This is a genomic window from Cryobacterium glucosi, from assembly GCF_004402235.1.
In the GTDB taxonomy this organism is placed as follows: Bacteria; Actinomycetota; Actinomycetes; order Actinomycetales; family Microbacteriaceae; genus Cryobacterium; species Cryobacterium glucosi.
The window spans coordinates 1-21,616 of sequence record NZ_SOFS01000005.1 but is presented as its reverse complement, the minus strand read 5'-3'; the positions used below and the strand labels follow the sequence as shown (position 1 = coordinate 21,616).

At 67.5% G+C, this 21,616-nt stretch carries 24 protein-coding genes; 12 read left to right on the top strand and 12 right to left on the bottom strand.

Annotation, left to right across the window (positions count from 1 at the left end):
* Entirely contained in the window at positions 1–639 is a 639-nt protein-coding gene (locus E3O46_RS00500; RefSeq protein ID WP_134447353.1) for a TetR/AcrR family transcriptional regulator, read from the bottom strand.
* A 139-nt stretch (positions 640–778) separates the two neighbouring features.
* Here E3O46_RS00500 and E3O46_RS00495 point away from each other — a divergent pair, with 139 nt between their 5' ends.
* From E3O46_RS00495 to E3O46_RS00465, 7 genes are all read left to right on the top strand, one after another.
* Positions 779–967 (top strand): hypothetical protein, encoded by a 189-nt coding sequence (locus E3O46_RS00495; protein WP_134447351.1) that lies wholly within the window; start codon positions 779–781, stop codon positions 965–967.
* A gap of 113 nt (positions 968–1,080) precedes the next feature.
* Complete coding sequence (locus E3O46_RS00490) at positions 1,081–1,512, top strand: hypothetical protein (protein ID WP_134559408.1); 432 nt, start codon at positions 1,081–1,083, stop codon at positions 1,510–1,512.
* 73 nt (positions 1,513–1,585) lie between these two features.
* A complete protein-coding gene (locus E3O46_RS00485; RefSeq protein ID WP_134560899.1) occupies positions 1,586–3,427 on the top strand; it encodes a glycoside hydrolase family 15 protein in 1,842 nt (613 codons plus the stop codon).
* Positions 3,428–3,494: 67 nt separating this feature from the next.
* Positions 3,495–4,139, top strand: a complete 645-nt coding sequence (locus E3O46_RS00480; RefSeq protein WP_134560898.1) for a biotin transporter BioY — start codon at positions 3,495–3,497, stop codon at positions 4,137–4,139.
* Positions 4,140–4,145: 6 nt separating this feature from the next.
* A complete protein-coding gene (locus E3O46_RS00475) occupies positions 4,146–4,826 on the top strand; it encodes an energy-coupling factor ABC transporter ATP-binding protein (RefSeq protein ID WP_134560897.1) in 681 nt (226 codons plus the stop codon).
* On the top strand, positions 4,823–5,416 hold the full coding sequence (locus E3O46_RS00470) for an energy-coupling factor transporter transmembrane component T family protein (RefSeq protein ID WP_134447342.1): 594 nt from the start codon (positions 4,823–4,825) through the stop codon (positions 5,414–5,416). The genes E3O46_RS00475 and E3O46_RS00470 overlap by 4 nt, the downstream gene beginning before the upstream one ends.
* Before the next feature lie 118 nt (positions 5,417–5,534).
* On the top strand, positions 5,535–5,972 hold the full coding sequence (locus E3O46_RS00465; protein ID WP_134447340.1) for a flavodoxin family protein: 438 nt from the start codon (positions 5,535–5,537) through the stop codon (positions 5,970–5,972).
* Positions 5,973–6,029: 57 nt separating this feature from the next.
* Here E3O46_RS00465 and mgtA read toward each other — a convergent pair whose 3' ends face one another.
* Positions 6,030–8,750, bottom strand: a complete 2,721-nt coding sequence (gene mgtA, locus E3O46_RS00460; protein ID WP_241987304.1) for a magnesium-translocating P-type ATPase — start codon at positions 8,748–8,750, stop codon at positions 6,030–6,032.
* Between the two features lie 141 nt (positions 8,751–8,891).
* Entirely contained in the window at positions 8,892–10,286 is a 1,395-nt protein-coding gene (locus E3O46_RS00455; protein ID WP_134447338.1) for a cation:dicarboxylate symporter family transporter, read from the bottom strand.
* A 134-nt stretch (positions 10,287–10,420) separates the two neighbouring features.
* Here E3O46_RS00455 and E3O46_RS00450 point away from each other — a divergent pair, with 134 nt between their 5' ends.
* Positions 10,421–12,091: a sensor histidine kinase gene (locus E3O46_RS00450; protein WP_134560896.1), complete on the top strand. Its 1,671-nt coding sequence runs from the start codon at positions 10,421–10,423 to the stop codon at positions 12,089–12,091.
* Complete coding sequence (locus E3O46_RS00445) at positions 12,084–12,797, top strand: response regulator (RefSeq protein ID WP_134447334.1); 714 nt, start codon at positions 12,084–12,086, stop codon at positions 12,795–12,797. Before E3O46_RS00450 ends, E3O46_RS00445 begins: the two co-directional genes overlap by 8 nt.
* Positions 12,798–12,800: 3 nt before the next feature.
* Here the strand turns inward: E3O46_RS00445 and E3O46_RS00440 are convergent, their stop codons facing one another.
* Positions 12,801–13,859, bottom strand: a complete 1,059-nt coding sequence (locus E3O46_RS00440) for a lysylphosphatidylglycerol synthase transmembrane domain-containing protein (protein WP_134447332.1) — start codon at positions 13,857–13,859, stop codon at positions 12,801–12,803.
* A 7-nt stretch (positions 13,860–13,866) separates the two neighbouring features.
* Positions 13,867–14,379 (bottom strand): mycothiol transferase, encoded by a 513-nt coding sequence (locus E3O46_RS00435; protein WP_134560895.1) that lies wholly within the window; start codon positions 14,377–14,379, stop codon positions 13,867–13,869.
* Positions 14,380–14,543: 164 nt separating this feature from the next.
* On the opposite strand from E3O46_RS00435, the gene E3O46_RS00430 reads away from it, so the two are divergent.
* Complete coding sequence (locus E3O46_RS00430; RefSeq protein ID WP_134560894.1) at positions 14,544–15,716, top strand: AI-2E family transporter; 1,173 nt, start codon at positions 14,544–14,546, stop codon at positions 15,714–15,716.
* 9 nt (positions 15,717–15,725) lie between these two features.
* Entirely contained in the window at positions 15,726–16,388 is a 663-nt protein-coding gene (locus tag E3O46_RS00425; RefSeq protein WP_134447326.1) for a GAP family protein, read from the top strand.
* 67 nt (positions 16,389–16,455) lie between these two features.
* Here E3O46_RS00425 and E3O46_RS00420 read toward each other — a convergent pair whose 3' ends face one another.
* The 7 genes from E3O46_RS00420 to E3O46_RS00390 form a co-directional block, all read right to left on the bottom strand.
* Entirely contained in the window at positions 16,456–16,842 is a 387-nt protein-coding gene (locus E3O46_RS00420; RefSeq protein WP_134559490.1) for a DUF1622 domain-containing protein, read from the bottom strand.
* A gap of 52 nt (positions 16,843–16,894) precedes the next feature.
* Positions 16,895–17,608 (bottom strand): GAF and ANTAR domain-containing protein, encoded by a 714-nt coding sequence (locus E3O46_RS00415; RefSeq protein WP_134447324.1) that lies wholly within the window; start codon positions 17,606–17,608, stop codon positions 16,895–16,897.
* Positions 17,601–18,335: a GAF and ANTAR domain-containing protein gene (locus tag E3O46_RS00410; protein ID WP_134447322.1), complete on the bottom strand. Its 735-nt coding sequence runs from the start codon at positions 18,333–18,335 to the stop codon at positions 17,601–17,603. The genes E3O46_RS00415 and E3O46_RS00410 overlap by 8 nt, the downstream gene beginning before the upstream one ends.
* A gap of 218 nt (positions 18,336–18,553) precedes the next feature.
* Positions 18,554–19,195 (bottom strand): ScbR family autoregulator-binding transcription factor, encoded by a 642-nt coding sequence (locus tag E3O46_RS00405; protein ID WP_134559421.1) that lies wholly within the window; start codon positions 19,193–19,195, stop codon positions 18,554–18,556.
* Between the two features lie 69 nt (positions 19,196–19,264).
* Positions 19,265–19,504, bottom strand: coding sequence for a hypothetical protein (locus tag E3O46_RS00400; RefSeq protein ID WP_134447318.1), 240 nt, complete (start codon positions 19,502–19,504; stop codon positions 19,265–19,267).
* Positions 19,505–19,734: 230 nt separating this feature from the next.
* Positions 19,735–20,154 (bottom strand): hypothetical protein, encoded by a 420-nt coding sequence (locus E3O46_RS00395; protein WP_134447316.1) that lies wholly within the window; start codon positions 20,152–20,154, stop codon positions 19,735–19,737.
* A gap of 158 nt (positions 20,155–20,312) precedes the next feature.
* Complete coding sequence (locus tag E3O46_RS00390) at positions 20,313–20,819, bottom strand: hypothetical protein (protein WP_134447314.1); 507 nt, start codon at positions 20,817–20,819, stop codon at positions 20,313–20,315.
* A gap of 244 nt (positions 20,820–21,063) precedes the next feature.
* Between E3O46_RS00390 and E3O46_RS00385 the strand changes: the two genes are divergently transcribed.
* The coding region (locus E3O46_RS00385) for a 13E12 repeat family protein (RefSeq protein WP_134560893.1) at positions 21,064–21,616 on the top strand (553 nt) is incomplete at its 3' end.

The window sequence follows — 21,616 nt, the reverse complement described above, 5'->3', positions numbered from 1 at the left end:
TTACTTCCTGGGCTGGGTGGTGCGGACGGCGACGGGGGCGAGGAGCTCGGAGAGGAGGGTGATGAGGGCGGGCCGGAGATCGTCGGTCGGCGTGATGTCCTCGTCGAAGAACGTCAGGCCGGCGACGAGGGAGTACGCGGCGCCGCCGAGCGCGACACCGAAGCGCATCCGGTCGATGGTCGTGGCGTGCTCCTGGCAGAGGGCGTCGCCGAGGCGCACGATCAGGGCCCTGGCCCGATCGATCACGGCGATGCCCTTGAGGGACTGGGCCTGATTGATCAGGACATGCACTTCGAGCCGGTACTGGAGCAGGAAGTCGACGAAGTCCTCGATGAACCGGTGCCGCGAGGCCGCGTTCTCCGAGGTCGACGTGAACCCGCCGAGGATGGCCTCGAGGCGTTCGATGGCCGGGGTCAGCACCTCGCCGAGGAGGGCGTCCTTCGAGGCGAAATGGTAGAGCACACTCGATTTCGAGTACCCGGCGGATGCTGCGATCTGCTGCAGGGAGGTACCGGCGAACCCGACGGCAGCGAACTGCTGGAGCGCCATGACCCGCAGTTCGGCTCCCGCGCCGGGGCGGACGGTCGCGGTCGCGGTCGCGGCCGCTGCGGGGACGAGGTCTTCCGGTTCGATCTGCACTGGACTACCTTACCTGACCGATCGGTCAGTTCCTGCACGGTCGGTCAGTTTGTTCACCCGACGGAAACATGCCGGATGCCTGGGACCGGGCGGCACACGACCCGGTCCCGATCCGGGTACCGTGGTCCTCGGAGGACCCATGCGAAAATTCATCTTCAGCAGCGCGATGCTCGGCGTCGTCGCCGGCGGTTGGAACATCCTGCAGGCCACCCGGCGCGGACCGCGCGACTGGCGATTGCTGCTCATGTGGATCGGCTGGGCGCTGAGCGCAGCCGTCGCCATTGGCACCATCGTCAAAGATGCCGATGAACGGCAAATCGACAGCTAGAAAGCCCCGGTTTCCCTCCCGGACTCGCGATTGACCGGCGTGTCCGCGGTTCAATCATGCCCGGGGCCGCCACACTGATAGCAGAAAGAGCTTTCGATCGAAAGGGGCTCCCGATGTTTGGTCGACGACGTCGTGCCGCGCCTGCTATTCCGGTACCGGTGCTGCCCACCCCCGAGCTCAGCGACGACGAGGTGTTCGACCTCTTCCACGGCGAGCTGTCGCGGCTGATCGGCGAGCAGGGACTCTGGACCCTCGTTCCGCGCAGCCCCGCGGACACCGACGTGATCTTCCACGGCCTCAAGGCCCGCCAGGTGGCCGCCTCCCTGACATCCGCGCTCCGCAGCGCCACCTCGGAACTGCGCGGCGAGTCCGTCGGTGAACCGGCGGCACTGTCGTTCACCCCCGCCCCCATCACCGTCTGGGCCGAACCGGATGCCGCGGCCCGCAAGCCGACTGCCCCGCAGGCGGAACGTTTCGTCTCGGCCGTGCCGCTCCCGGGGTACACCGCTGTCGAACCCGCAGAACGCGCCCGCCTCGTCGCCTGAGGATTTCCTCCGGGTCCCGGCCCGGGCATCCGCTCACGGCCGGAGGACGCCCGCGCGGTGACAGGATGTCTGCATGCCCCTGAACATCGAGGATTACGCCCTGATCGGCGATTGCCATTCAGCGGCCCTCGTCGGCAGTGACGGAAGCATCGACTGGCTCTGCCTGCCGCGCTTCGACTCCGCGTCCATGTTCGGCGCGCTCCTCGGCACCGAGGACCACGGGCGCTGGCTGCTCGCCCCGGCAGACCCCGCTGCAACGAGCACGCGCAACTATGTCGACGGCACCTTCATCCTGGCCCAGGTCTGGACGACCCCGACCGGACGTGTCGAGGTCCTCGACTTCATGCCGCACGGTGACGGCCGGCCGGACGTGCTCCGCCGGGTGCGCGGCCTGGCCGGTGCCGTTGAGATGACCGAGGAACTGCGCATCCGTTTCGGCTATGCAGTGAGCATTCCCTGGGTGCGCCAGGTCCACCAGGACGGCGAGACCGTGCTGCTCGCCGTCGCGGGGCCAGACGCCATCGCCGTGCGCGGCCCGGAACTGACCGCCGCCGATCACCGGCACACGGCCACATTCACGGTCGCGGCGGGAGAGGTCGTCGACCTGCAGCTCGCCTGGCATCCCTCGCACCGGCCGCCGCCCGCCCGGATCGACGTCGACGCCGCCCTGGCTGCGACGACCGCCTGGTGGACAGACTGGGCGCGCTCGTGCACCCACGACGGTCCATACCGGGACGAAGTCGTGCGCTCCATGCTCGTGCTGCGGGCGCTCACCCACGAGGAAACCGGCGGCATCGTCGCGGCGGCGACGACCTCGCTGCCCGAATTCCGCGGCGGCCACCGCAACTGGGACTACCGCTACGTCTGGCTCCGCGACGCGGCGCTCGCCCTCAGCGTGCTGCTCGCGCACGGGTACGCCGAGGAGGCCCAGAACTGGCGCGGCTGGCTGTTGCGCGCGATCGCCGGCGACCCGGACGACGTGCAGATCATGTACGGCCTCGCCGGCGAACGCTACCTGCCGGAACGCGAGCTCCCGAGCCTGCCCGGGTACCGCGGGTCCAGCCCCGTGCCGGTCGGCAACGGCGCCGTCGACCAGTTCCAGGCCGACGTCATCGGCGAGGTCATGGTGGCACTGCACGCCGCGCGCCACAGCGGCCTCACCGAGGGCGAATTCTCCTGGCCGCTGCAGCGCGCCCTGATCGGGTCCCTCGAACGAACCTGGTCCCGGCCGGACCAGGGTATCTGGGAGGTGCGCGGTCCGGCCCGCGAATTCACCCACTCCCGCGTGATGGTCTGGGCGGCCTTCGACCGGATGGTGCGGGGCTGTACCGAATTCGGCCTCGACGGCCCCGTCGAACGCTGGACCGCCCTCAGGGACGAGATCCGCAGCGACATCGAGCAGCGGGGCTTCAACGCCGAACTCGGCACATACACCCAGTACTTCGGCGGCACGGAGGTCGACGCCTCCCTGCTCGTGCTTCCCCAGGTGGGCTTCCATGATCCGACGGATGCCCGGATGCTCGGCACGGTCGCCGCGATCGAGGCCGACCTGTTGCGGGACGGCCTGGTGCTGCGCTACCGCACGGAGGTTCCTGTCGACGGACTGGCCGGTGGCGAGCATCCGTTTCTCGCCTGTTCCTTCTGGCTCGTGGAGCAGTACGCGAACTCCGGACGGGGTGAAGACGCCCGGGCCCTGATGGGCCGGCTCGTCGGATTCGCCAACGACGTGGGCCTGTTGAGCGAGGAGTACGACGTCGGCGCGGGCCGCCAGGCCGGCAATACACCGCAGGCGCTCAGCCACCTCGCCCTCGTGCGTGCCGCCGATGCGATCACGGCGATGGAGGATCGGGCAGCCCGGCTCGCCGGGACGGGCAACGACGCCGCCACTGTGGCCGTCCCCGGCGCCGGGGGATAGAGATCCGCCGGATTCTTTGTAGGTCTCCTCTGGAAACCGCCCCCGCGCTGCTCGTACATTGAAAACCATGACCGCCAGAACCCTGACCGTGCGCGACCTCGCGCAGATCGCCATCTTCGCCGCGCTGATCGCGGCGCTCGGCGTCCCCGGACCTCTCTCCCTCGGCGTGATCGCGGTGCCGATCACCCTGCAGACCCTCGGCGTGATGCTCGCCGGCGCGGTCCTCGGGGCCCGCAAGGGCTTCTTCGCTGTACTGCTCTTCCTCGCCCTCACGGCCGCAGGGCTGCCGCTGCTCGCCGGCGGCCGTGGCGGCCTCGCCTGGTTCACGACCTCGCCGTCCGCTGGCTATCTCTACGGCTGGCTCCTCGGCGTACTCGTGATCGGGTATCTCACCAGCCGGCTGCTCCCGAAATACCCGTTCTGGCCCGCCCTCGGCGCGACCGTGCTCGGCGGCATCGTCATGATCTACGCCATCGGCGTTCCCGTCACGGCGTTCACCCTGCACCTCCCGATCTGGGGCGCCCTGGTCGACGCCTCGAAATTCCTGCCTGGAGACGCAATCAAGGCCGTGGTCACGGTGCTCGTCGCCCGGCAGGTGCACCGCGCATACCCGGGGCTCATCCCCCGCCGCCGCGCAGTCACCGCGTCGTCCGCAACCTCGACCCCGACCTCGACCGCGACCCCGACCCCGGCCCGGGCCTCGGACGAGTAGGCCACCGTGAGCACGATCGTCTTCGACGGAGTGTCGCACTCCTTCGGCGACCGCAGCGTGCTCCGCGACCTGAGCCTCACCCTCACCGAACGCCGCATCGGGATCGTCGGCGCGAACGGCTCGGGCAAATCCACCCTCGTCCGCCTGATCAACGGGCTCATCACACCGGATGCCGGGACTGTCACGGTCGACGGGCTCCTCGTCGCGAAGAACGCGCGCGAAGTACGGCACAGGGTCGGCTTCATCTTCACCAATCCCGACAACCAGATCGTGATGCCCACCGTCGAGGAAGACGTCGCGTTCAGCCTCCGCAAACGCGGACTGGGCGCCGCCGAGATCGCCGGCCGCACCCAGGCGGCACTCGACCGCTTCGGGCTCAGCGCCCACGCTGCCCATCCGGCGCATCGGCTCTCCGGCGGCCAGAAGCAGTTGCTCGCCCTCGCCGCCGTCCTCGTCGGCGAGCCGCAGGTCGTCGTGGCCGACGAGCCGACAACGCTCCTGGACGCCCGTAATTCCCGGCGCATCGCCGACCTCTTCCGGGCCATGACCCAGCAGGTGATCGTGGTCACCCATCAGCTCGACCTGCTCGAAGACTTCGACAGGGTGATCTGCATCGAGGACGGCACGGTCGTCGCGGACGGCGCACCGGCCGTGGCCATCGATGCGTACCGGGCATTGCTGGCATGATTGGCCTCTACTCCCCCGGGCATTCACTCCTCCACCGGGCGCCGACCCTGCTCAAGCTCGCCGTCCTGTCGGCCGGGGTGCTCTGGGTCGGCATTCTCGGCGAGCCGTGGCAGCTCCTGGTCGCGCTCGGCATCATCGCCGGCCTGTATCCCGTGGCCGGCGTGCCTCCGCGCGCAGCCTGGCAGCAGATCGGTCCGATCCTGTGGATCCTCCTGATCGCCGTGCCGATCCAGGCGCTCCTGTCTGGCTGGGTGCCGGCGGCGCTCATGGCCGGGCGGCTGCTCGCGGCCGTCGCCCTCGCAGCGCTCTTCACGCTCACGACCACCGTCACGGCGGTCCTCGAGGGGTTCCAGCGGCTGCTCCGCCCCTTCGATCGCTGGGTCGATGCCGACAGGGTCGGACTGCTCGTTGCGATCACTCTGCGCTGCATCCCCCTCGTCGCCGAGATCGTCACCGAGGTACTCGAGGCACGCAGGGCCCGCGGCACCCAGGGTTCCCTGCTCGCGCTCGCGGTGCCGGTCGTCGTGCGCTCCCTGTACGCAGCGGATGCGATCGGTGAGGCCCTCGTCGCGCGCGGCCTCGACGACTGATCGCACCCGTCTGACACCCGTTCTGGGTGCTTCTCCGGCACGAACGAGCCTCGACAGGCCCACCCTCCGGGACCACACTGAGAGCATCTGAACCGTCGTTTCCGACTGGAGGCCGCTCGTGAGCGCGCTCGTTGTCTTCGATTCCAACTACGGCACCACCGAATCCGTTGCAGGGGCCATCGCGGATGCGATCGGCGGCAGTGCGGTGTCCGTTTCGACCATCAGCCCGGACAGCCTGACCGGAGTGGATCTCCTCGTCGTCGGCTGCCCGATCAACGGCTGGCGTCCGTCACCGCGGATGCAGGCCTTCCTCGACCAGTTGAACCCCGGCACCCTGCGCGGCATCCAGGCTGCCGCCTTCGACACCCGGGTCCACTCGCCCCTGCACGGGGATGCCGCAGGAAGGGTGACCCGCAGGCTCAAGTCCGCAGGGGCCCACATCCTGACCCGGCCGACGGGGTTCATCGTCGACGGCAAGACCGGACCGCTCGCCGACGGGGAGCTCGACCGGGCACGACAGTGGGGCGACTCGATCGTCGCCGCCCTCGCCTCCTGATCCGTTTCCTGATCGGCCCCTGATCAGCCTCCGTCAGGATCCGCCTGCGTCGTGAGGCTATTTCCGCCCGGCCCTGGCACGTCGGCGCCGCGAGGCCGACCGTCGCCTGGCGACGACCGCTCCCGGTTCCACGACGCTGAAGCGTGCCGCGCGCCGGGCAAGGTGGTGGCTCGAGACCCGCTGACGGGTGGCCGTCGGCTGCTGCGCGGGGCGGCTGAAGAACCACTGCTTGGCGAACTCGACCAGGACGAGGTACAGCACGGTCATCCCGGCCAGGGCGAGGAAGAACGGCAGCGGCAGCGGGTCGAAGCCGAGGACTCCGGCGAGCGGAGAAAACGGCAGGTACATGCCGATCGCGACAACGGAGAACGCCGAGATGGTGAGCCCTCGAGAGGCCCGGCTGCGCAGGAACGGCACCCGTCTGGTGCGGATCGCGAAAATGATGAGCGTCTGCGTGGCCAGCGATTCGATGAACCACCCGGCCCGGAACTCTCCGGGCGCGGCCTGGAAGACCAGGAGCATCAGCGCGAAGGTCGCGAAGTCGAAGAGCGAGCTGATCGGGCCGAACAGGAACATGAAGCGCCGGATGTACCCGATGTCCCAGTGCGAGGGCGCGAGCAGCTGCTCCTTGTCGACCCTGTCGCCGGGAATGGCGAGCTGGCCGGCGTCGTACAGGAGGTTGTTCAGCAGGATCTGCCCCGGCAGCATCGGCAGGAAGCTGAGCACGACGGATGCCGTCGCCGCGCTGAACATGTTGCCGAAATTGCTCGAGGTGCCCATCAGCACGTACTTGATCGTGTTCGCGAAGATCCGTCGACCTTCCATCACCCCGTCTGCCAGCACTCCGAGGTCTTTGTCGAGCAGCACGACATCCGCGGCGTCCTTGGCGACATCCGTTGCGCTGTCCACCGAGATCCCGATGTCGGCTCCGTGCAGGGCGAGGGCGTCGTTGACGCCGTCGCCGAGGAAACCGACGGCACGCCCGTTCGCCCGCAGGGCGTGGATGAGCCGGGACTTCTGCTCCGGGGACACCCGGGCGAAGATGCTCGCTTCCTCCGCCCGGACCGCGAGTTCGGCATCCGTGAGGGCGTCGATCTCCCCGCCCGTCAGGGTGCCTCCCGACTCGAGGCCGAGGTCGCCGCACACCTTCTCCGCGACCCGGGCGTTGTCCCCCGTCGCGATCTTCACGGAGATGCCCAGGGTCTCGAGCCGCTTCAGTGAGGCCCGCGCGCTCTGTTTCGGGCGGTCGAGGAAGATGAGGAACCCGGCGAGCGTGAGGTCGTTCTCATCGGCCGGGCTGATGTCCGTGAGCCCGGAGCCGGTCCGGGTCGCCACCGCGACGACGCGGCTGCCCTTCGCGTATTGCTGGTCGAGCAGGTGCCGGGCGGCCGGTGCCACGTCGCGGCAGACCCGGAGCACATCCTCGGGCGATCCCTTGGTGACGAGGGTGAGCGTCCCTGCCGGGTCTCGCACGAGCACGCTTGTCATCCGGCGCTCATGGTCGAATGGGATTACGTCGAGCCGGGTGTACTCGGACACCTGCGAGGCCGGGGCCTCCGGTGCGGCCCAGACGGCCACATCGAGCGGGTTCTGGCCGACCGTCGACACCGTGCCCGTCGAGTAGTCGACCTCGGTCGCGAGCAGCCCGAACCGGAGGACGTCACCCGCGTCCACGTGCGGGGCGGCAGGGAGCGCCGTCGTGAACGAGATCTTCCCCTCGGTCAGGGTTCCCGTCTTGTCCGTGACGAGCACGTCCATGTCGCCGAGGTCCTCGATCGAGACCAGGCGCTTGACCAGCACCTTGCGCTTCGCGAGCTCCCTGGTTCCGGTGGCGAGGCTCGTAGACACGACGGCGGGCAGGAGCTGGGGCGTGATCCCGACCGCGATCGCGAGCGAGAACAGCAGGGACTCGAGCAGGGGGCGCTGGAGAAGCAGGTTCGCGACGAAGATGAGCGTCGTCAACCCAATGGCCACCTGGAGCAGCAGCAGCGAGAAACGCCGCAGGCCGAGCTCGAACTCGGTCTGCGGCTGCCGGGTGCCGAGGCCGAGCGCGATGCGCCCGAATTCGGCGTGGGCGCCCGTGTAGACGACCACGCCGACGCAGCTTCCGGACTGGATGACCGTGCCCATCAGCACGCAGGAGTTCAGGTCGCCGAGCGCCGCTCCGGCGGGGATGGGTTCCGGCGACTTGTCGATCGGCAGTGATTCCCCGGTCAGGATGCTCTCGTCGCAGAGCAGGTCCTCACACGAGAGCAGGCGGATGTCGGCGGGGACGACGGCGCCGAGGGACAGGTGGAGGATGTCGCCGGGAACGATGTCGACGACATCGATCTCGACCAGGGACCCGTCCCTGACGGCGACGGCCTTGTGCGTCACCCGCGAATGCAGCGCCTCGGCGGCGAGCTCGGCCCGGTACTCATTGCTGAAGCCGAGCCCGACGCTCGCCAGGAGGATGACGCCGATCACGATGGAGTTGGTGACGTCCCCGAGGAGAAGCGACAGGGCGGCGGTCACGATCAGGAGGATGAGGATGGGACTGCGCAGTTGCCTGCCGAGCACGGACAGGGGACCTGCCTTGTGCGTGCGCACCGCATTGGGTCCGGTCGAGGCGAGCCGACGAGCTGCCTCGACGCCGGTCAGGCCCGCAGCCGTTGACCCGAGTCGGCTCAGCACCTCACCGGCGCTGCTGCTCGCGAAGTCCGCGAGCGTCGTCGCCTCGGGAGGCTCCGGGTTCAGCCTCGCGGTTTCCTTCGACGTGAGGTCGGGCATCTCCGTCATCTTCTTCTCGGTCCCCCGGTCAGGCGCCTCCGGCGGCGCTGATTCCGAGACTATCCCTCCCCGGCGAGAACACGGATGCGCGACGGCGAGCCCGCCCTCGAAGGGGGCGGGCCCGGCGCCGCGCACCAGGTGGGGCCTGGGTCAGTGCCTGGCGTCTTCGAGCACCGCAGACTGCGCAGCCCGTTCTGCCGCGACGGACCGCTCCGCGGGGGTGGGATCGATGGTGTGCGCCATCATCGTGGTCTCGTCGAACGGCTCCAGTCGGTCGAGGACCCGGTCGACCTGGGCCCTGTCGATCTCCCGGGTCCAGGAGCCGATCAGAACGGTGGCCACGGCATTGCCGGTGAAGTTCGTGAGTGCGCGGGCCTCCGACATGAACCGGTCGATGCCGACGATGAAGCCGACACCGCCGAGCAGCTGCGGGGCGTGGGCCTGCAGCCCCGCAGCGAGGGTCGCGAGGCCGGCACCTGACACACCGGCGGCTCCCTTCGACGCGATGATCATGAACACGAGCAGGCCGATCTGCTCGCCGAGGGCGAGGGGCTGGCCCATTGCTGTGGCGATGAAGAGGGAGGCCATGGTCAGGTAGATGGCGGTGCCGTCGAGGTTGAACGAGTACCCCGTCGGCACGGTGACGCCGACGACCGGCTTCGAGACACCGAGGTGCTCCATCTTGGCGATCAGCCGCGGCAGCGCCGCCTCAGACGACGACGTCGAGAAGATCAACAGGTATTCCCGGCCGAGGTAGCGCATCAGCTTGAAGATGCTCACGCCGGTGGAAATCTTCAGCAGCCCGCCGAGGATGACGACGATGAAGAGGATGCAGGTGAGGTAGAAGGCGCCCATCAGGGTGAAGAGACTGACCACGGCCTGGAAGCCTGTCGCGCCCACGACCGCCGCGATGGCGCCGAACGCGCCGATCGGAGCGAGCCACATCACCATGATCAGGATCCGGAAGACGAGGGCCTGCACGTTCGCGATCGCCTCGAGTATCGGTTTGCCCGCCCTGCCCATCTTCTGCAGGGCGAACCCGGCGATCAGTGCGACGAAGAGGGTCTGCAGGATGTTGCCGCTCGTCAACGACGAGAAGAGCGTCGTCGGGATGATGCCCAGGAAGAAGCCCTGCGAGTCCGCGGCGGCCGGCGGCACGTATGCCGCGGCCGCTTTCAGGTCGAGCCCTGCGCCGGGGTGGATCAGGTTCCCGACCAGCAGCCCGATTCCGAGTGCGAAGGTCGACATGACGAGGAAGTACCCGAGCGCCAGTCCGCCGATCCGTCCGACCGTCGCGGCCTTCGCGATCGAGCCGATGCCGATCACGATCGTGCAGAAGATGATCGGCGAGATCATCATCTTGATGAGTGCGATGAACACGTCGCCGAGCGGCTTGAGCGAGACGGCGAAGCCGTCCTTCCCGCCGAAAAGCAGGCCGACGGTGATGCCGAGCACGACGGCCACGACGACCGCGATGTACAGGTAGTGGGACGTGTCGATCCGTTTCGCCGGCCGGACCGGACGAGTGGCTCGCAGTGCTGCCATGAGAGACTCCTTTGTCTGGTGTTGTGCGTTTCAGAATGGTCGACGCGGCGCGTGGCGTCACGGTTGCGGTCATATTGTTCACGCGCGACGGGCATATGGTTTCATTCACATCGAGGTGAGAAGGGCGGCACGCCATGATCCGCGACTGGAGCATCGCGCGCCGGCTCTTCCTGGCCCATTCCGTCTTCATCGTCGCGCTCGCCGCCTCGGTCGGCACGGCACTGTTCATCGACGCTCGCGATCGCGGCTACGCCGAAACCGAGAGCCGGATGCTGTCGGTCGCGACGGCCATCGCGGAGAACCCGCTCGTCCTGGAGGCCAGCGGGGCCCCGGATCCGAGCGCGCTCCTGCAGCCATACGCGCTCAGCGTCACGCAGAAGGCGGGGCTCGACTTCATCACGATCATGGCGCCGGACCGAACCAGATGGACTCACCCCACCGAGTCTGAAATCGGGCGGCCGTACATCGGCACCATCGCGCCGGCCCTGGCGGGAACGCCGTTCACCGAGGTCACGACGGGAACCCTGGGCCCGTCCGTCCGCGCAGTCGTGCCCGTCGTCGATGCGCAGGGCGCCGTCCGCGCGCTCGTCGCTGCCGGGGTGAAGACCAGCAACCTGTCGATCGCCCTGACCGCCCGACTGCCCGCTGTCCTGGGCCTGGCACTCGCCCTCCTCGTGGCCGGCGCGATCGTCACGTCCCTGATCGGGCGCTACCTGCGCAGGGTCACCCTGGGCTGGGGACCGGAACAGCTCGCCCAGCTGTTCGTGTACTACGACTCCGTACTGCATTCCGTGCGGGAAGGCCTCGTCCTCGTTGATCTGAAGGGCGACCTCGTTCTCTACAACGACCAGGCCGCCGAGCTTCTCGGCATCCCGTCCCGACCGGCGAATCCGAGGGGCGGGGCCGCCGCCCCGACCCTCGGCGAGCTCGAGCTCCCGGCGGGACTCGGTGACCTGCTCCGCAGTGGCCGCCCCGTGCAGGATGAGATCCACCTCACCAGCACCCGGGTGCTCGTCGTCAGCCAGCAGCCCGCACTCGCGCCACCCGTGAGCGGCCGTGGGAAATCGACGCCGATGGGGTGGGTCGCCACGATCCGCGACCACACCGATCTGGAGTCCCTGGGCAGCGAGCTGCAGTCCATGCAGACCCTGTCCGATGCCTTGCGGGCCCAGACCCACGAGCATGCCAACCGGCTGCACACGATCGTCTCGCTGATGGAACTCGGCCGCACCGGAGACGCACTGGAATTCGCGACCAGGGACCTCGAACTCGGCCAGATGTTGACGGACGAGGTGGTCGCGTCGGTCGACGAGCCCGTGCTGAGCGCACTGCTGATGGGTAAGTTCGCCCAGGCCAGCGAGCTCGGCGTCGTCCTCGCCGTCGAGGCCACCGGCAGCCTGTCCGACACCGGGCTGCAGGCCAGGGACCTCGTCACGATCGTGGGCAACCTGATCGACAACGCCCTCGACGCGGCAATGGACGCCGCGGCGCCGCGGGAGGTCCACCTCTCCGTGCACAGCGGTGCGGCCTCCGTCGTCGTCGAAGTCGCCGACAGCGGCCATGGCGTCGATCCGGAAATGCTCGACGACGTGCTTCGCCGCGGCTTCAGCACCAAGGAACCCGGTGAGTTCGGGCGTGGGCTCGGCCTCGCACTGGTCCAACAGACCGTCAACCGCCTCGGCGGCACCCTGACCATCGGATTCCGGCGGGGCGCGGTCTTCACGGTCACGCTTCCCTGCCGGGCACCCTCAGCAGAGGTCGCCGGCGTGCGCCCCACCGGAGCGAGGGATCCGCACGATGCCTGACGCGGACATCCGCGTGCTCGTCGTCGAAGACGAGGCCATCGCGGCTGAAGCCCACGCGGTCTATCTCGGTCGCCTGGCAGGCTTCGTCCACGCCGGAACCGCGCGGGACGGACACTCCGCCCTGCGTTCGCTGGCAGAAGCCGAGTCCGCGGGCCGCCCGATCGACCTGGTCCTGATGGACATGACCCTCCCCGACCTCCACGGCCTCGACGTCAGCCGCCGGATGCGTTCGGCCGGGCTGATGACGGACATCATCGCGATCACGGCGGTGCGCGACCTGAAGATCGTGCGTGGCGCGGTGGCAGCAGGCATCGTCCAATACCTGATCAAGCCGTTCACCTACGCGACCTTCGCGCAGAAGCTCGGCCAGTACCGGGACTTCCGACTCCAGCTCGGCACCCAATCCCGGGTCACCAACCAGTCGGACGTCGACCTGGCATTCGCGAGCCTGCGCGCGCCCGCCGAGCTTCCCCGGCCGAAGGGACTCGCGGAAGGCACCCTCTCGGCCGTCGTCGACTTCCTCAAAGAGCACGAGTCCCCGGTCTCCTCGAGCGAGGTCACCGACGCACTCGGGATCTCCCGGGTGACGGCTCGCCGGTACCTCGAATACCTCGCGGACACCGGAACCGTTCTGCGCTCTCCGCGCTACGGGACGCCTGGGCGTCCGGAGAACGAATATTCCTGGATGCGCATACCGCGCCCGTGACGCTCAGGGAGCGGCGGGACGCCGCCGGAGCACGCCGAGGCGCAGCGAAACGTAGGCGGCGAGACCGAGCGGGATCGGAAGCCAGAACTCGAGCACCCGCCAGCCGACAACGGCGAGCAGCGCCGTCGCGTGCGGAGTCCCGACCGCGACGAGGGCGGGCACGAGCACACCCTCGACGATACCGAGGCCTCCCGGGGTCAACGGCAGGAGCGCGAGGAGCCCGCCGAGCCCGTAGACCGCCAGCAGCGGGCCGATAGCAAGCGGATGCCCGAACGCGGCGAGCAGGACTCCGAGCGAAGCAGCGTCGAGAAGCCAGTTCGCGCCGGCGAGGCCGAGCGCGGCGGACATCCGCCGTCGGTCTGTGACGAGCTCGAGGACCTGCGCCGCCACGCTGCGAACGAAGACCTCGACCCGATCCTCGGAGACCAGCGGCACGCGCGCCGCCACCCGGCGCGATCCACGCACGACAAGCTCAGTCCGGCGGGTCAGGAACCAGACGCCGGCGCCCGTGCCGACCAGCAGGACCAGCACCACCGTCCCTGCCACGATGTACGTGCCCGTGACGACAAGGGTCGTGATCGACAACAGGATCCCGCCGGCGAACACGATCCCGAGCACGAGGTTCGAACCAGTGGTCTCGATGGTCGCCGTGGTGAGCGCAGCGCCGGATCGCACTCCGGCGCGGACGAGGAGCCGGAAGCGCACCGCGGCTGCCGTCGCTCCTCCGCCGGGCACCACGTGGTTCACCCCGAGGTCCGCGAGGTCGATCCGGAGCAGGGTGAAGTAGCCCGGCCGGACGGGTCCGAGCACCGCGGCGGTCAACGCGCTGAAGGAGAGCAGCGAGGACAGCTGGAGGGCAGCGGCCAGGAGAACGAGCGGCAGCGAAACGCTTTCCAGCGACGCGAGGGCTGCCTCAACGCCGGCGAACTGCGGCACGACGACGAACCAGACGATGACGAAGAGCAGGGCCGTCGACAGGAGTACCTTGAGCCACAGCGGCACGCGCGCGCGGGTCCCGGCAGGAGTTGCGCCGGCGGCGGGAGGAACGGCGCCCTGGCGCACGGCGGGGTCAGTCCCCGGAACGGACCGCCAGGCCCCGCACGAACGCGGCCTGGCCCGCGTGCTGCAGGTCGTCGGCCAGCACGCTCACCAACCGGGCTCCGAGGGTCACGGGCGGGTTCCACGAGGTGTCGACGATCCGGTCGAGGTCCTCGAGGGTCAGCGTCGGAAGATAGGCGAGGGTCCGGCTGTGCACGGCGTCGAAGTAACCGCCGAGCAGCTCGGCACTGGCACGGACGCCGCCGACCTGTTCCGCGGTCTGGCCGTATCCGGTCTCGGAGTCGGAGAAGGGCAGGTCGAATTTCGCGGCCCAGCCGCCGCTGATCCAGACCTCGTCCTCGCCGAGAAGTTCGGAGACATGTCCGTCCTGCACCCGTGTCAGGTGCCAGACCAGCCAGGCGATCGAATTCGCCTCCGGGTCCGCCCGGTATTCGAGCAGGGCCGGTCCGGCCTGCCGCAACACCGAACGCACCACGCCGCCGACCCGGCCATAGGCCTCACTCAACAGCTCGCCTGACAGCATCCGTCTCCCCCGCTCTGGTTTGTTCCTCTCAGACTAGCTTCGAGGCGCCGAAGCGGAGAAACGCGGAAACGACGCTGGGCGCACGAAATGGGACTACGTTTCCCAATGAATCGTTGGCGGAGCCACTCGATGGACAACCCATCGAAGAGGATGGCGGGACAAGTATGAGCATCGTCGGACCCGATCCCACACCCCTGCCCCGGTATCCCCGCGGGACGCTGCTCCTGGTCGGCCTCGCAGCCGCCACGATCACGGCGATCGGGATGAGCAGCATCCGCGGCATTCTGGCGCCGGTCCTGCTCACTCTTGTGCTGTCCATCTGCGCTCATCCTGTCCGGGTACGCCTGGAGAAGCGCGGCGTGCCGCACGGCCTCGCGACCGGCTCGGTGATCCTCGTCGTCTTCGCGCTGCTGTCCGGCTTCTTCTATGTCGTCATCGTGGCCATCTCCCAATTCGTCTCGATGCTGCCTGGCTATGCCGCGGAGATCCACGATCTCGGCGTCTCCCTTGGCGAGTTTCTCAACACGATCGGCATCGGCGACTCGCAGATCCAGGCGATGACGGAAGGCTTCACGCCCAGCCGGTTCGTCCCCTACCTCAGCGGTTTCCTCGGCAGCTTCTTCGGCATCGTCGGCTTCCTGGTCATCGTCCTGACCATGCTGATCCTGATGTCCTCGGACGCTTCCTATGCGCACACCATTCTCGGGCAGTTGAGCCAGCGCCGGCCGGGCCTCGTCGATGCCCTCAAGGTCTTCGCCGCGAACGTTCGCCGCTACATGATCGTCACGACCGTGCTCGGGTTGGTGCAGGGATTTCTCAACACCATCGCGCTGTGGATCCTCCAGGTGCCCGCCGCCCTGCTCTGGGGGCTCCTGGCTTTCCTCTGCAGTTTCATCCCCAACATCGGTTATTTCTTCGCCATCACCCCGCCCGTCGTGTTCGGCTATCTTGTCGGCGGCTGGCCGACCGTGATCGCCGTGATCATCGTCTACGGCGTGATCAACGGCGGCGTGCAGTCAATCATCCAGCCCAAGGCCGTCGGCAGCGCCGTCTCCCTCAACCAGACCATCACCTTCTTCTCCGTGCTGTTCTGGGCCGTCGTGATCGGGCCCATCGGCGCCATCCTCGCTATCCCCCTCACCCTGCTCGCCCGAACGTTCCTCGTCGACTCCGATCCCGACGTCGCGTGGGTCAGGCCGGCATTCGGCCCGACAGTCGAGACCCGACGTCTCCTGAAGGCGGCCGATGTCGCAGGCAAGAATGCGCGGAAAGCGAAGCCACCCTCATCTCCCCGCCCGACAGCCACGCAAGCGCCGGAGCCCGGGCACGAGGGGTGAGGCGCTCCCATGCTCGCCACAATCGGACGGTTGCTCCCGCTTGCACTCGCCGTCGCGCTCAGCACCACCCCGCTCCTCGTGACGGTGCTGCTGCTTCTGTCTCCGAAACAGCGCTGGTCGGCCCCCGCCTTCCTCGCGGGCTGGATCGTCGGGCTCATCGTCGTCACGGCCGTGTTCACGGCCACACTGACCTGGCTTCCCCCGGCCGACATGACTGCCCTCCAGCCGGCCATCGGCTGGACGGAGATCGTTCTCGGCGCCGTGCTGATCGGGTCCGGCGTGTGGAAACTCCTGCATCCGTCCCCTCCCCGGCTGGCCGAACCCGCCTGGCTCAACCGGATCGCGACCCTCGGGCCCGTGTCCTGCGCCGGGGTCGGACTTGTGCTCAATATCCGGCCGAAGGCCCTCGTTCTCGGCACTGCAGCGGGGCTCGCCCTCAGCGCGCACGCGCTCCCGCTTGCCGAATTGGTGATCTGCATCCTCGTCTACACGGTCATCGGGGTGTCCAGTGTCGCGGTCCCTGTGATCCTCACGCTGGCGTCCCCGCAGACGATGATCAAACCCCTCGTGGCGCTCAAGAAGCGCATCATCAATCCGTCCCAGACCGTCACGGTTGTCGTGGCCCTGATGCTCGGTGCCCTGATCCTGGGCGACGGCATGACCCGGGTCTGAAGCAGCCACGCCACCTGGTGTGGCGTGGCGTGTTCGTGACCCGACCGCCACGGGGCTACGACGCAGGCTACTGAGCAGGCGGCTGCGGGGTGACCGGGGAGACGGGATCGACCCGCCAGCGTGACCACGGCCATACCCCGTCCATTTCGACTTCGAGCGAGAAGCTCAACACAACGCGGATCACGACGATCACGGCGAGGACGACGACGCTTTGGACGGTCGGTTCGACGAGGATGGTCCGGATGATGTCGGCCACGATCAGGACCTCGAGGCCGAGGAGGATGGCCCGGCCCAGGTCACGACGGAGGCCCACGTACGCCTGGGCACGGGTGGAGCTCCGCAGCACGCGCGGAAGGGCGACCGCGAAAGCCAGGGCCCCACCGAGCACCATGATGATTGCACCGGCAGCCTCGACGACCTGCACGCCGGCCGAAATGACCTGCTCGAAGTCCATGGACATCCCTCTCCTTGTGGTTCAGCGTGCAGACGGTCGGCGGGATGCCCGCTCAGATCACGAGTGTTTGTTCGACAAGACCTTGGGCGACGCTTGAGAGTAGCAGGCGGTTTGCCCGGGCATACGTCCTCAGCAGGGTGAACGCTTCCTCCATCGACACGCCTCGGGAGTGCGCAAGTACGCCCTTGGCCTGCTCAATGACCACCCGGGAGGTCAACGCGTTTGTCAGCTGTTCCCGGACCGACATGCTTTCCCGGAGCGTACGCTCCTGCAGGATTCCGATCGTGGCAACGTCGGCCAGCGCCTGGGAGGCCCGCACGTCCTGCTGGCGAAGTGCACCCGGAACATTCGACAGCAGGTTGAGGGCACCGATTGTCGTCTCCCGCAGCCGCAACGGTATGGCGAAGACCGCGGCAAAACCCTGCTCGCGTGCGCTGTCCCGAAAACGCTGCCACGCGGGCGGACTCTCCTCTACGTCCGTCAGGGATACGACGGCACCGGTGACAAAGCATTCCACGCAGGGGCCCGCCCGAGCGCTCAGTTGCATGACCTCGACAAGTCTGCTGGCCTCGCTCGTCGAAGCGACAACTTCCAATTCGCCATCGGCGTCGGCCAGAAGAATTCCAGCGGCCGCAATATCGAAGAGATCAGTGCAACTCTCGACCAGGGTCTGCAGGAGATCCACCACGTCGTAGTCGGCCACAAGCGTGTCGGCAAGGGTCGCGAACGTGTCGATTAAACGGTCCTCTCTCGTTCCATCAATCATGGGACCCTTCGATCTGGCTCTCGATTACCGCGAAACTCAATCGGCGGTCAATGATTTCTGCCGCAATCTCGGCCATTGACCGGCCAGCCGCAAAAGCATGGCCCTGCATGACGAGGAGGGCATCCGCGGCAGGAATTCTCAGTTGAGCCAGGACCATTCCGGTGGCTTGATGGATCTCGCGACGAGAGAATTTCTGGCGAGTGGCACTGTCGGTCTCGTTTTCGATCTCGGTGTGGGACAGTCTGATGGCTCGAGAGAGGACCAGACGACTGACCACGGTCGCAAGGCTCGAAATCTGCTGGACGCTCTGCGAGCTGAGGCGATAGGGGCGGTTGGTATACAGATCGATCGCACCGATGCGCAAAGGCCCCAGGATCAGGGGAAAAGCAAAGACCGCACCGAGGTCATCTGCAAGGATCGCTTCCGAAAAGGCCGGCCAGGTCCGGTTCGGCCGTTTGCGAATATCAGGCTCGAGGACCGGAGCCGCGGTCTGCAGTGCGTCCCAACAGGGGCCCTCGCCAAGATCGAATTGCAACTCGTCGAGACGAAACGACTGGGCGTCACTGGCCGAAATCGTTTCAGCGGCAAGAATATCGCCGAACGTCGAGACGGATGCCCCGTCCACGGGCAACGCCGCCAGGAGCGGCTCGTACAGACGCGCCTCCTGCCCGGTCAGGGCGTTCAGTGCATCCGCAGCCACGGCAAACAGATCAGGCATCGGGGTCATACCCGCGATTCTGGTCGCAACCACGATTCACTCCCGTCCGCTGCATGATCGCAACGTACTCCTCCGGCGTCGAAAAGGAATGCAGGCAGCGCTCGGGCTCTCTCCGCCACCGTCCCGGCCCCGACAACGGTGTGGGCGTGCGCACCGGGAATCGCTCTCGTGCGTTCCCCGGAGTGTGCTCGGGAGTGCAGTCGTCGTGTCGGTTCACGACTGAGACCTTATCGAATCGGGAATGCCGCTTCCAGCATCCACTCGATGGAATTCTGATTTTCGGGAGGCACGATTGCGGGCAAGAGAATCTCCCACATTTCCCGTACGCGTCGACGGAGGTCGGCACGTTCGGTGAAGACATCAGAAACCATCTGGACCCCCGTGAAAGCGGGAATGATGAAGTGCGCCAGCTTCTCGGCGTCGGTGCCTGCGCGGAGTTCGCCGGCCTCCGTGGCGGCCAGAGTCAGTGCCTCGAAGGTCGCAAGCCAATCTTCGTATGGTCGCGCCATCGACCGATCGAAAGTCGAGGTTTCGGTTGTGAGGCGGATGCCGGCACGGACGATGGGGTCGGTGGTCAATCGTCCGGCCAGATCGCTGCAGAGCCTGAGCATCGACTCAAGCGGCCCGGTTGTCGTGTCGAGTATCGCCGTCGCGGCAGCTGTCGCGATCTCGTGTTCCGCTTCGATCACGGCGAGGGCGACGTGCTCCTTGGACTGGAAATGAAAGTACAGCGCGCCCTTGGTCACTCCGGCGGCGGCCGTGATGTCCGAGAGCGTGGCCCCGCCGAAGCCCTGGCGATAGAAGACGTCCGCAGCCCCCGCGATAATCTTCTCGCGAGTGAGTACGGCGCGCTCTTGTTTCACGGTCATGGTGCGCCTCCTGGCGATTCCGCATCGAACATGGACCCGACGGCACCTCTGCATCCCCGTCCGGCACCCTCACTCCGGCTCGATCAGCGCCTCTGGGTTGGGTTCCGATCTGAGCGCCGACCGAATCATCAGGACACCGATGGCCAACAACACCGAAATACCGAGAATCGGCCCCACTGCGTAGCCGAGCCAGAAGAGCGGCACGAATACGCAACCGGCGATGACGAGTGCTGTTGAAATGTCCACCAGCTGCGCGCGAGTTGATTGTTTCAAACTTCCCCCCAGATGTTTTTTCGGTGAGCGCGGCACCGGCCGAACGCGAGTTCGACTCCGTGCTCACCGACCCCCGACGGCACAGACGCCGGCGATGCGCCTTTCAGCGAACGCCGATGCCATCCAATAAAAAACCGGTTTCCCCGTTTGTTTGGTTCCCCTCGATGAGTGTATGCCATTGTGCGCAGCGACAGGGTGGTCTCACTCAAGAAAAGTGGCGACGTGGGCGAGGAACCGGGCGGCCTCAGGTACCGATGCAGGTGGCCTTACTGGTTACGCGACGCGGTCGCGGGTGATGTCGTTCCCAGCCGCATCGACGAGAAAGCGAACATCATCGCGATCAAGATGTTCGTGACCAGTGGAACCATCAGGCCCCCCGATTCCGGCCGACTGACAAAAGCGATAAGCACGTAGATCGCCTGGGAACCGAACAGGAGTGCAAACACGACACCGGATGTCCGGTGCGCCGTCATCTTCCACCACGGGCGCCTCTGTTCGACCGGTTCGTCCTCGGCGCGAAAGGTTCTCGCAGCAAAGACGACCAGGACCAGCGCAAGGACGGCTGCCGCGACGGACGCAACAGGCACCGGGAGACCGATCGTCAGGGCCGACCCGAGAATGACGAGAACGCCACCGCTCGTCACGTAGGCGATTTTCGTTGACGTGCTCGTGATTCGAATTGCCATGGACATCCCCCTCGATGAAAAGACTGACTGGCGTAGACCTGGCTACCGCACCTGCCGGCCCCACCCCTGCGACCGATCAGGACGCGGTGCGTGGTGGCGCTTCTTGCACACCCGCGTCTCCGTGTTCCTGATTATGCCGCAGTGCGCTCAGCAGCCGGTCACGGGACAGCGACCCGCGAGGCCCGGCCCGCGCGCGCCCGTCCGATCGCCTTGTTCACTTCCACGAGCAGGAAGATGACGGCGGAAAGTCCCAGCGTGTACGCCCATTCGCGAACCCCGATCGGCGTCGAGCTGAACCAGAGGTTCATGAATGGCGTGCAGAGGGTGAGGCTCGACGCCCGGAGGAACCGGGAAGTGAACAGGAACGCGAGCCGGCTGAAGGTGGGCATGGTCGCGGCCGCGGTCTGCGCTTCCACGGTGGTGGACCCGATTCCCTGCTCGAGGAAGAACACCCCGACGGTCGCGGCCGTGATCAGGTTGACCCACAGGATCTGCGTCGGTTGGAGCGGCAGCGCGAATCCGAACAGCACGGCGAGCAGGAGCACCAGAGACTCGGCTGCGGTCGTGGGCAGAATGAAGACGATGGATTTCTGCAGGTTGTCGCGGATGCGACGGCCTTCGTGAACTGCACTCTGGATGGTGGCGAAGTTGTCGTCGGCGAGCACGATGCCTGCCGCTTCCTTCGTCGCTTCGTGCCCTTGATCCCCCTTGCCAGTCCGACGTCCGCTCGACGAAGCGCGGGCGCGTCGTCGACCCCGTCGCCGGTCATCGCGACCTCCTCCCGGTGTGGCTGGAGGGCCTTGGGGAGAAGTTGTCCACAGAAATCTTCTTTGACCGGGTATTCCACAGGTGGCTTGTGGGGTGGCGGATGCCCCGGGAATGTCGGTGGTGGTCCGTAGAGTGACCGGTATGACAGCTGAAGAACCCTCAACTATTCGTTCGGAAAGCACGGCGGAACCCCCGCCCGGGATCCCTCCCGACTCGTACCTCAACCCCCGGCATCTCAGCCTGGTGGAGCCGTCCCTCGCCGATTTCTATGACGCGATCCGGGAGGCGGACCGGGAGATGAACCGGGCCGCCGCGAAGCGGGCGGCCGCGATCTATGCGGCGCAACGGGTGCTCGCGGACGTGGGCCGGGCCCGGGCGGAGGCCGCAGAACGCGCCGGCGGGCCGCGAATGCCGTGGTCGCCGGAGGAGGCCACGAAGGAGGAGTTCACGTGCGAGGTCGGCGCTCTGCTGCGGCTCCCGCGGCGGACGGCGGAGACCCTGATCGAAGCCAGCCGGACACTCGCCGAAGACCTCCCCGTGACCCGGGAGGCCCTGGCCTCCGGGGCGATCAGTTACCGGCACGCGCAGGTGATCATGGAGCAGGCCTGGGGCATCCGAGTCGATGATGACCCGGAAGCGGCCGCCCGGGCCCGGGCCGTGTTCGAGGAGGTCCTCGTGCCCGACGCGGAAGTGC

Bases quoted from the DNA above. Each gene is read 5' to 3' on its own strand.
- E3O46_RS00495 (WP_134447351.1), top strand. From the start codon at position 779: ATGCGAAAATTCATCTTCAGCAGCGCGATGCTCGGCGTCGTCGCCGGC.
- E3O46_RS00490 (WP_134559408.1), top strand. From the start codon at position 1,081: ATGTTTGGTCGACGACGTCGTGCCGCGCCTGCTATTCCGGTACCGGTG.
- E3O46_RS00485 (WP_134560899.1), top strand. From the start codon at position 1,586: ATGCCCCTGAACATCGAGGATTACGCCCTGATCGGCGATTGCCATTCA.
- E3O46_RS00480 (WP_134560898.1), top strand. From the start codon at position 3,495: ATGACCGCCAGAACCCTGACCGTGCGCGACCTCGCGCAGATCGCCATC.
- E3O46_RS00470 (WP_134447342.1), top strand. From the start codon at position 4,823: ATGATTGGCCTCTACTCCCCCGGGCATTCACTCCTCCACCGGGCGCCG.
- mgtA (WP_241987304.1), bottom strand. From the start codon at position 8,750: ATGACGGAGATGCCCGACCTCACGTCGAAGGAAACCGCGAGGCTGAAC.
- E3O46_RS00455 (WP_134447338.1), bottom strand. From the start codon at position 10,286: ATGGCAGCACTGCGAGCCACTCGTCCGGTCCGGCCGGCGAAACGGATC.
- E3O46_RS00450 (WP_134560896.1), top strand. From the start codon at position 10,421: ATGATCCGCGACTGGAGCATCGCGCGCCGGCTCTTCCTGGCCCATTCC.
- E3O46_RS00445 (WP_134447334.1), top strand. From the start codon at position 12,084: ATGCCTGACGCGGACATCCGCGTGCTCGTCGTCGAAGACGAGGCCATC.
- E3O46_RS00435 (WP_134560895.1), bottom strand. From the start codon at position 14,379: ATGCTGTCAGGCGAGCTGTTGAGTGAGGCCTATGGCCGGGTCGGCGGC.
- E3O46_RS00430 (WP_134560894.1), top strand. From the start codon at position 14,544: ATGAGCATCGTCGGACCCGATCCCACACCCCTGCCCCGGTATCCCCGC.
- E3O46_RS00425 (WP_134447326.1), top strand. From the start codon at position 15,726: ATGCTCGCCACAATCGGACGGTTGCTCCCGCTTGCACTCGCCGTCGCG.
- E3O46_RS00420 (WP_134559490.1), bottom strand. From the start codon at position 16,842: ATGGACTTCGAGCAGGTCATTTCGGCCGGCGTGCAGGTCGTCGAGGCT.
- E3O46_RS00415 (WP_134447324.1), bottom strand. From the start codon at position 17,608: ATGATTGATGGAACGAGAGAGGACCGTTTAATCGACACGTTCGCGACC.
- E3O46_RS00410 (WP_134447322.1), bottom strand. From the start codon at position 18,335: ATGACCCCGATGCCTGATCTGTTTGCCGTGGCTGCGGATGCACTGAAC.
- E3O46_RS00405 (WP_134559421.1), bottom strand. From the start codon at position 19,195: ATGACCGTGAAACAAGAGCGCGCCGTACTCACTCGCGAGAAGATTATC.
- E3O46_RS00395 (WP_134447316.1), bottom strand. From the start codon at position 20,154: ATGGCAATTCGAATCACGAGCACGTCAACGAAAATCGCCTACGTGACG.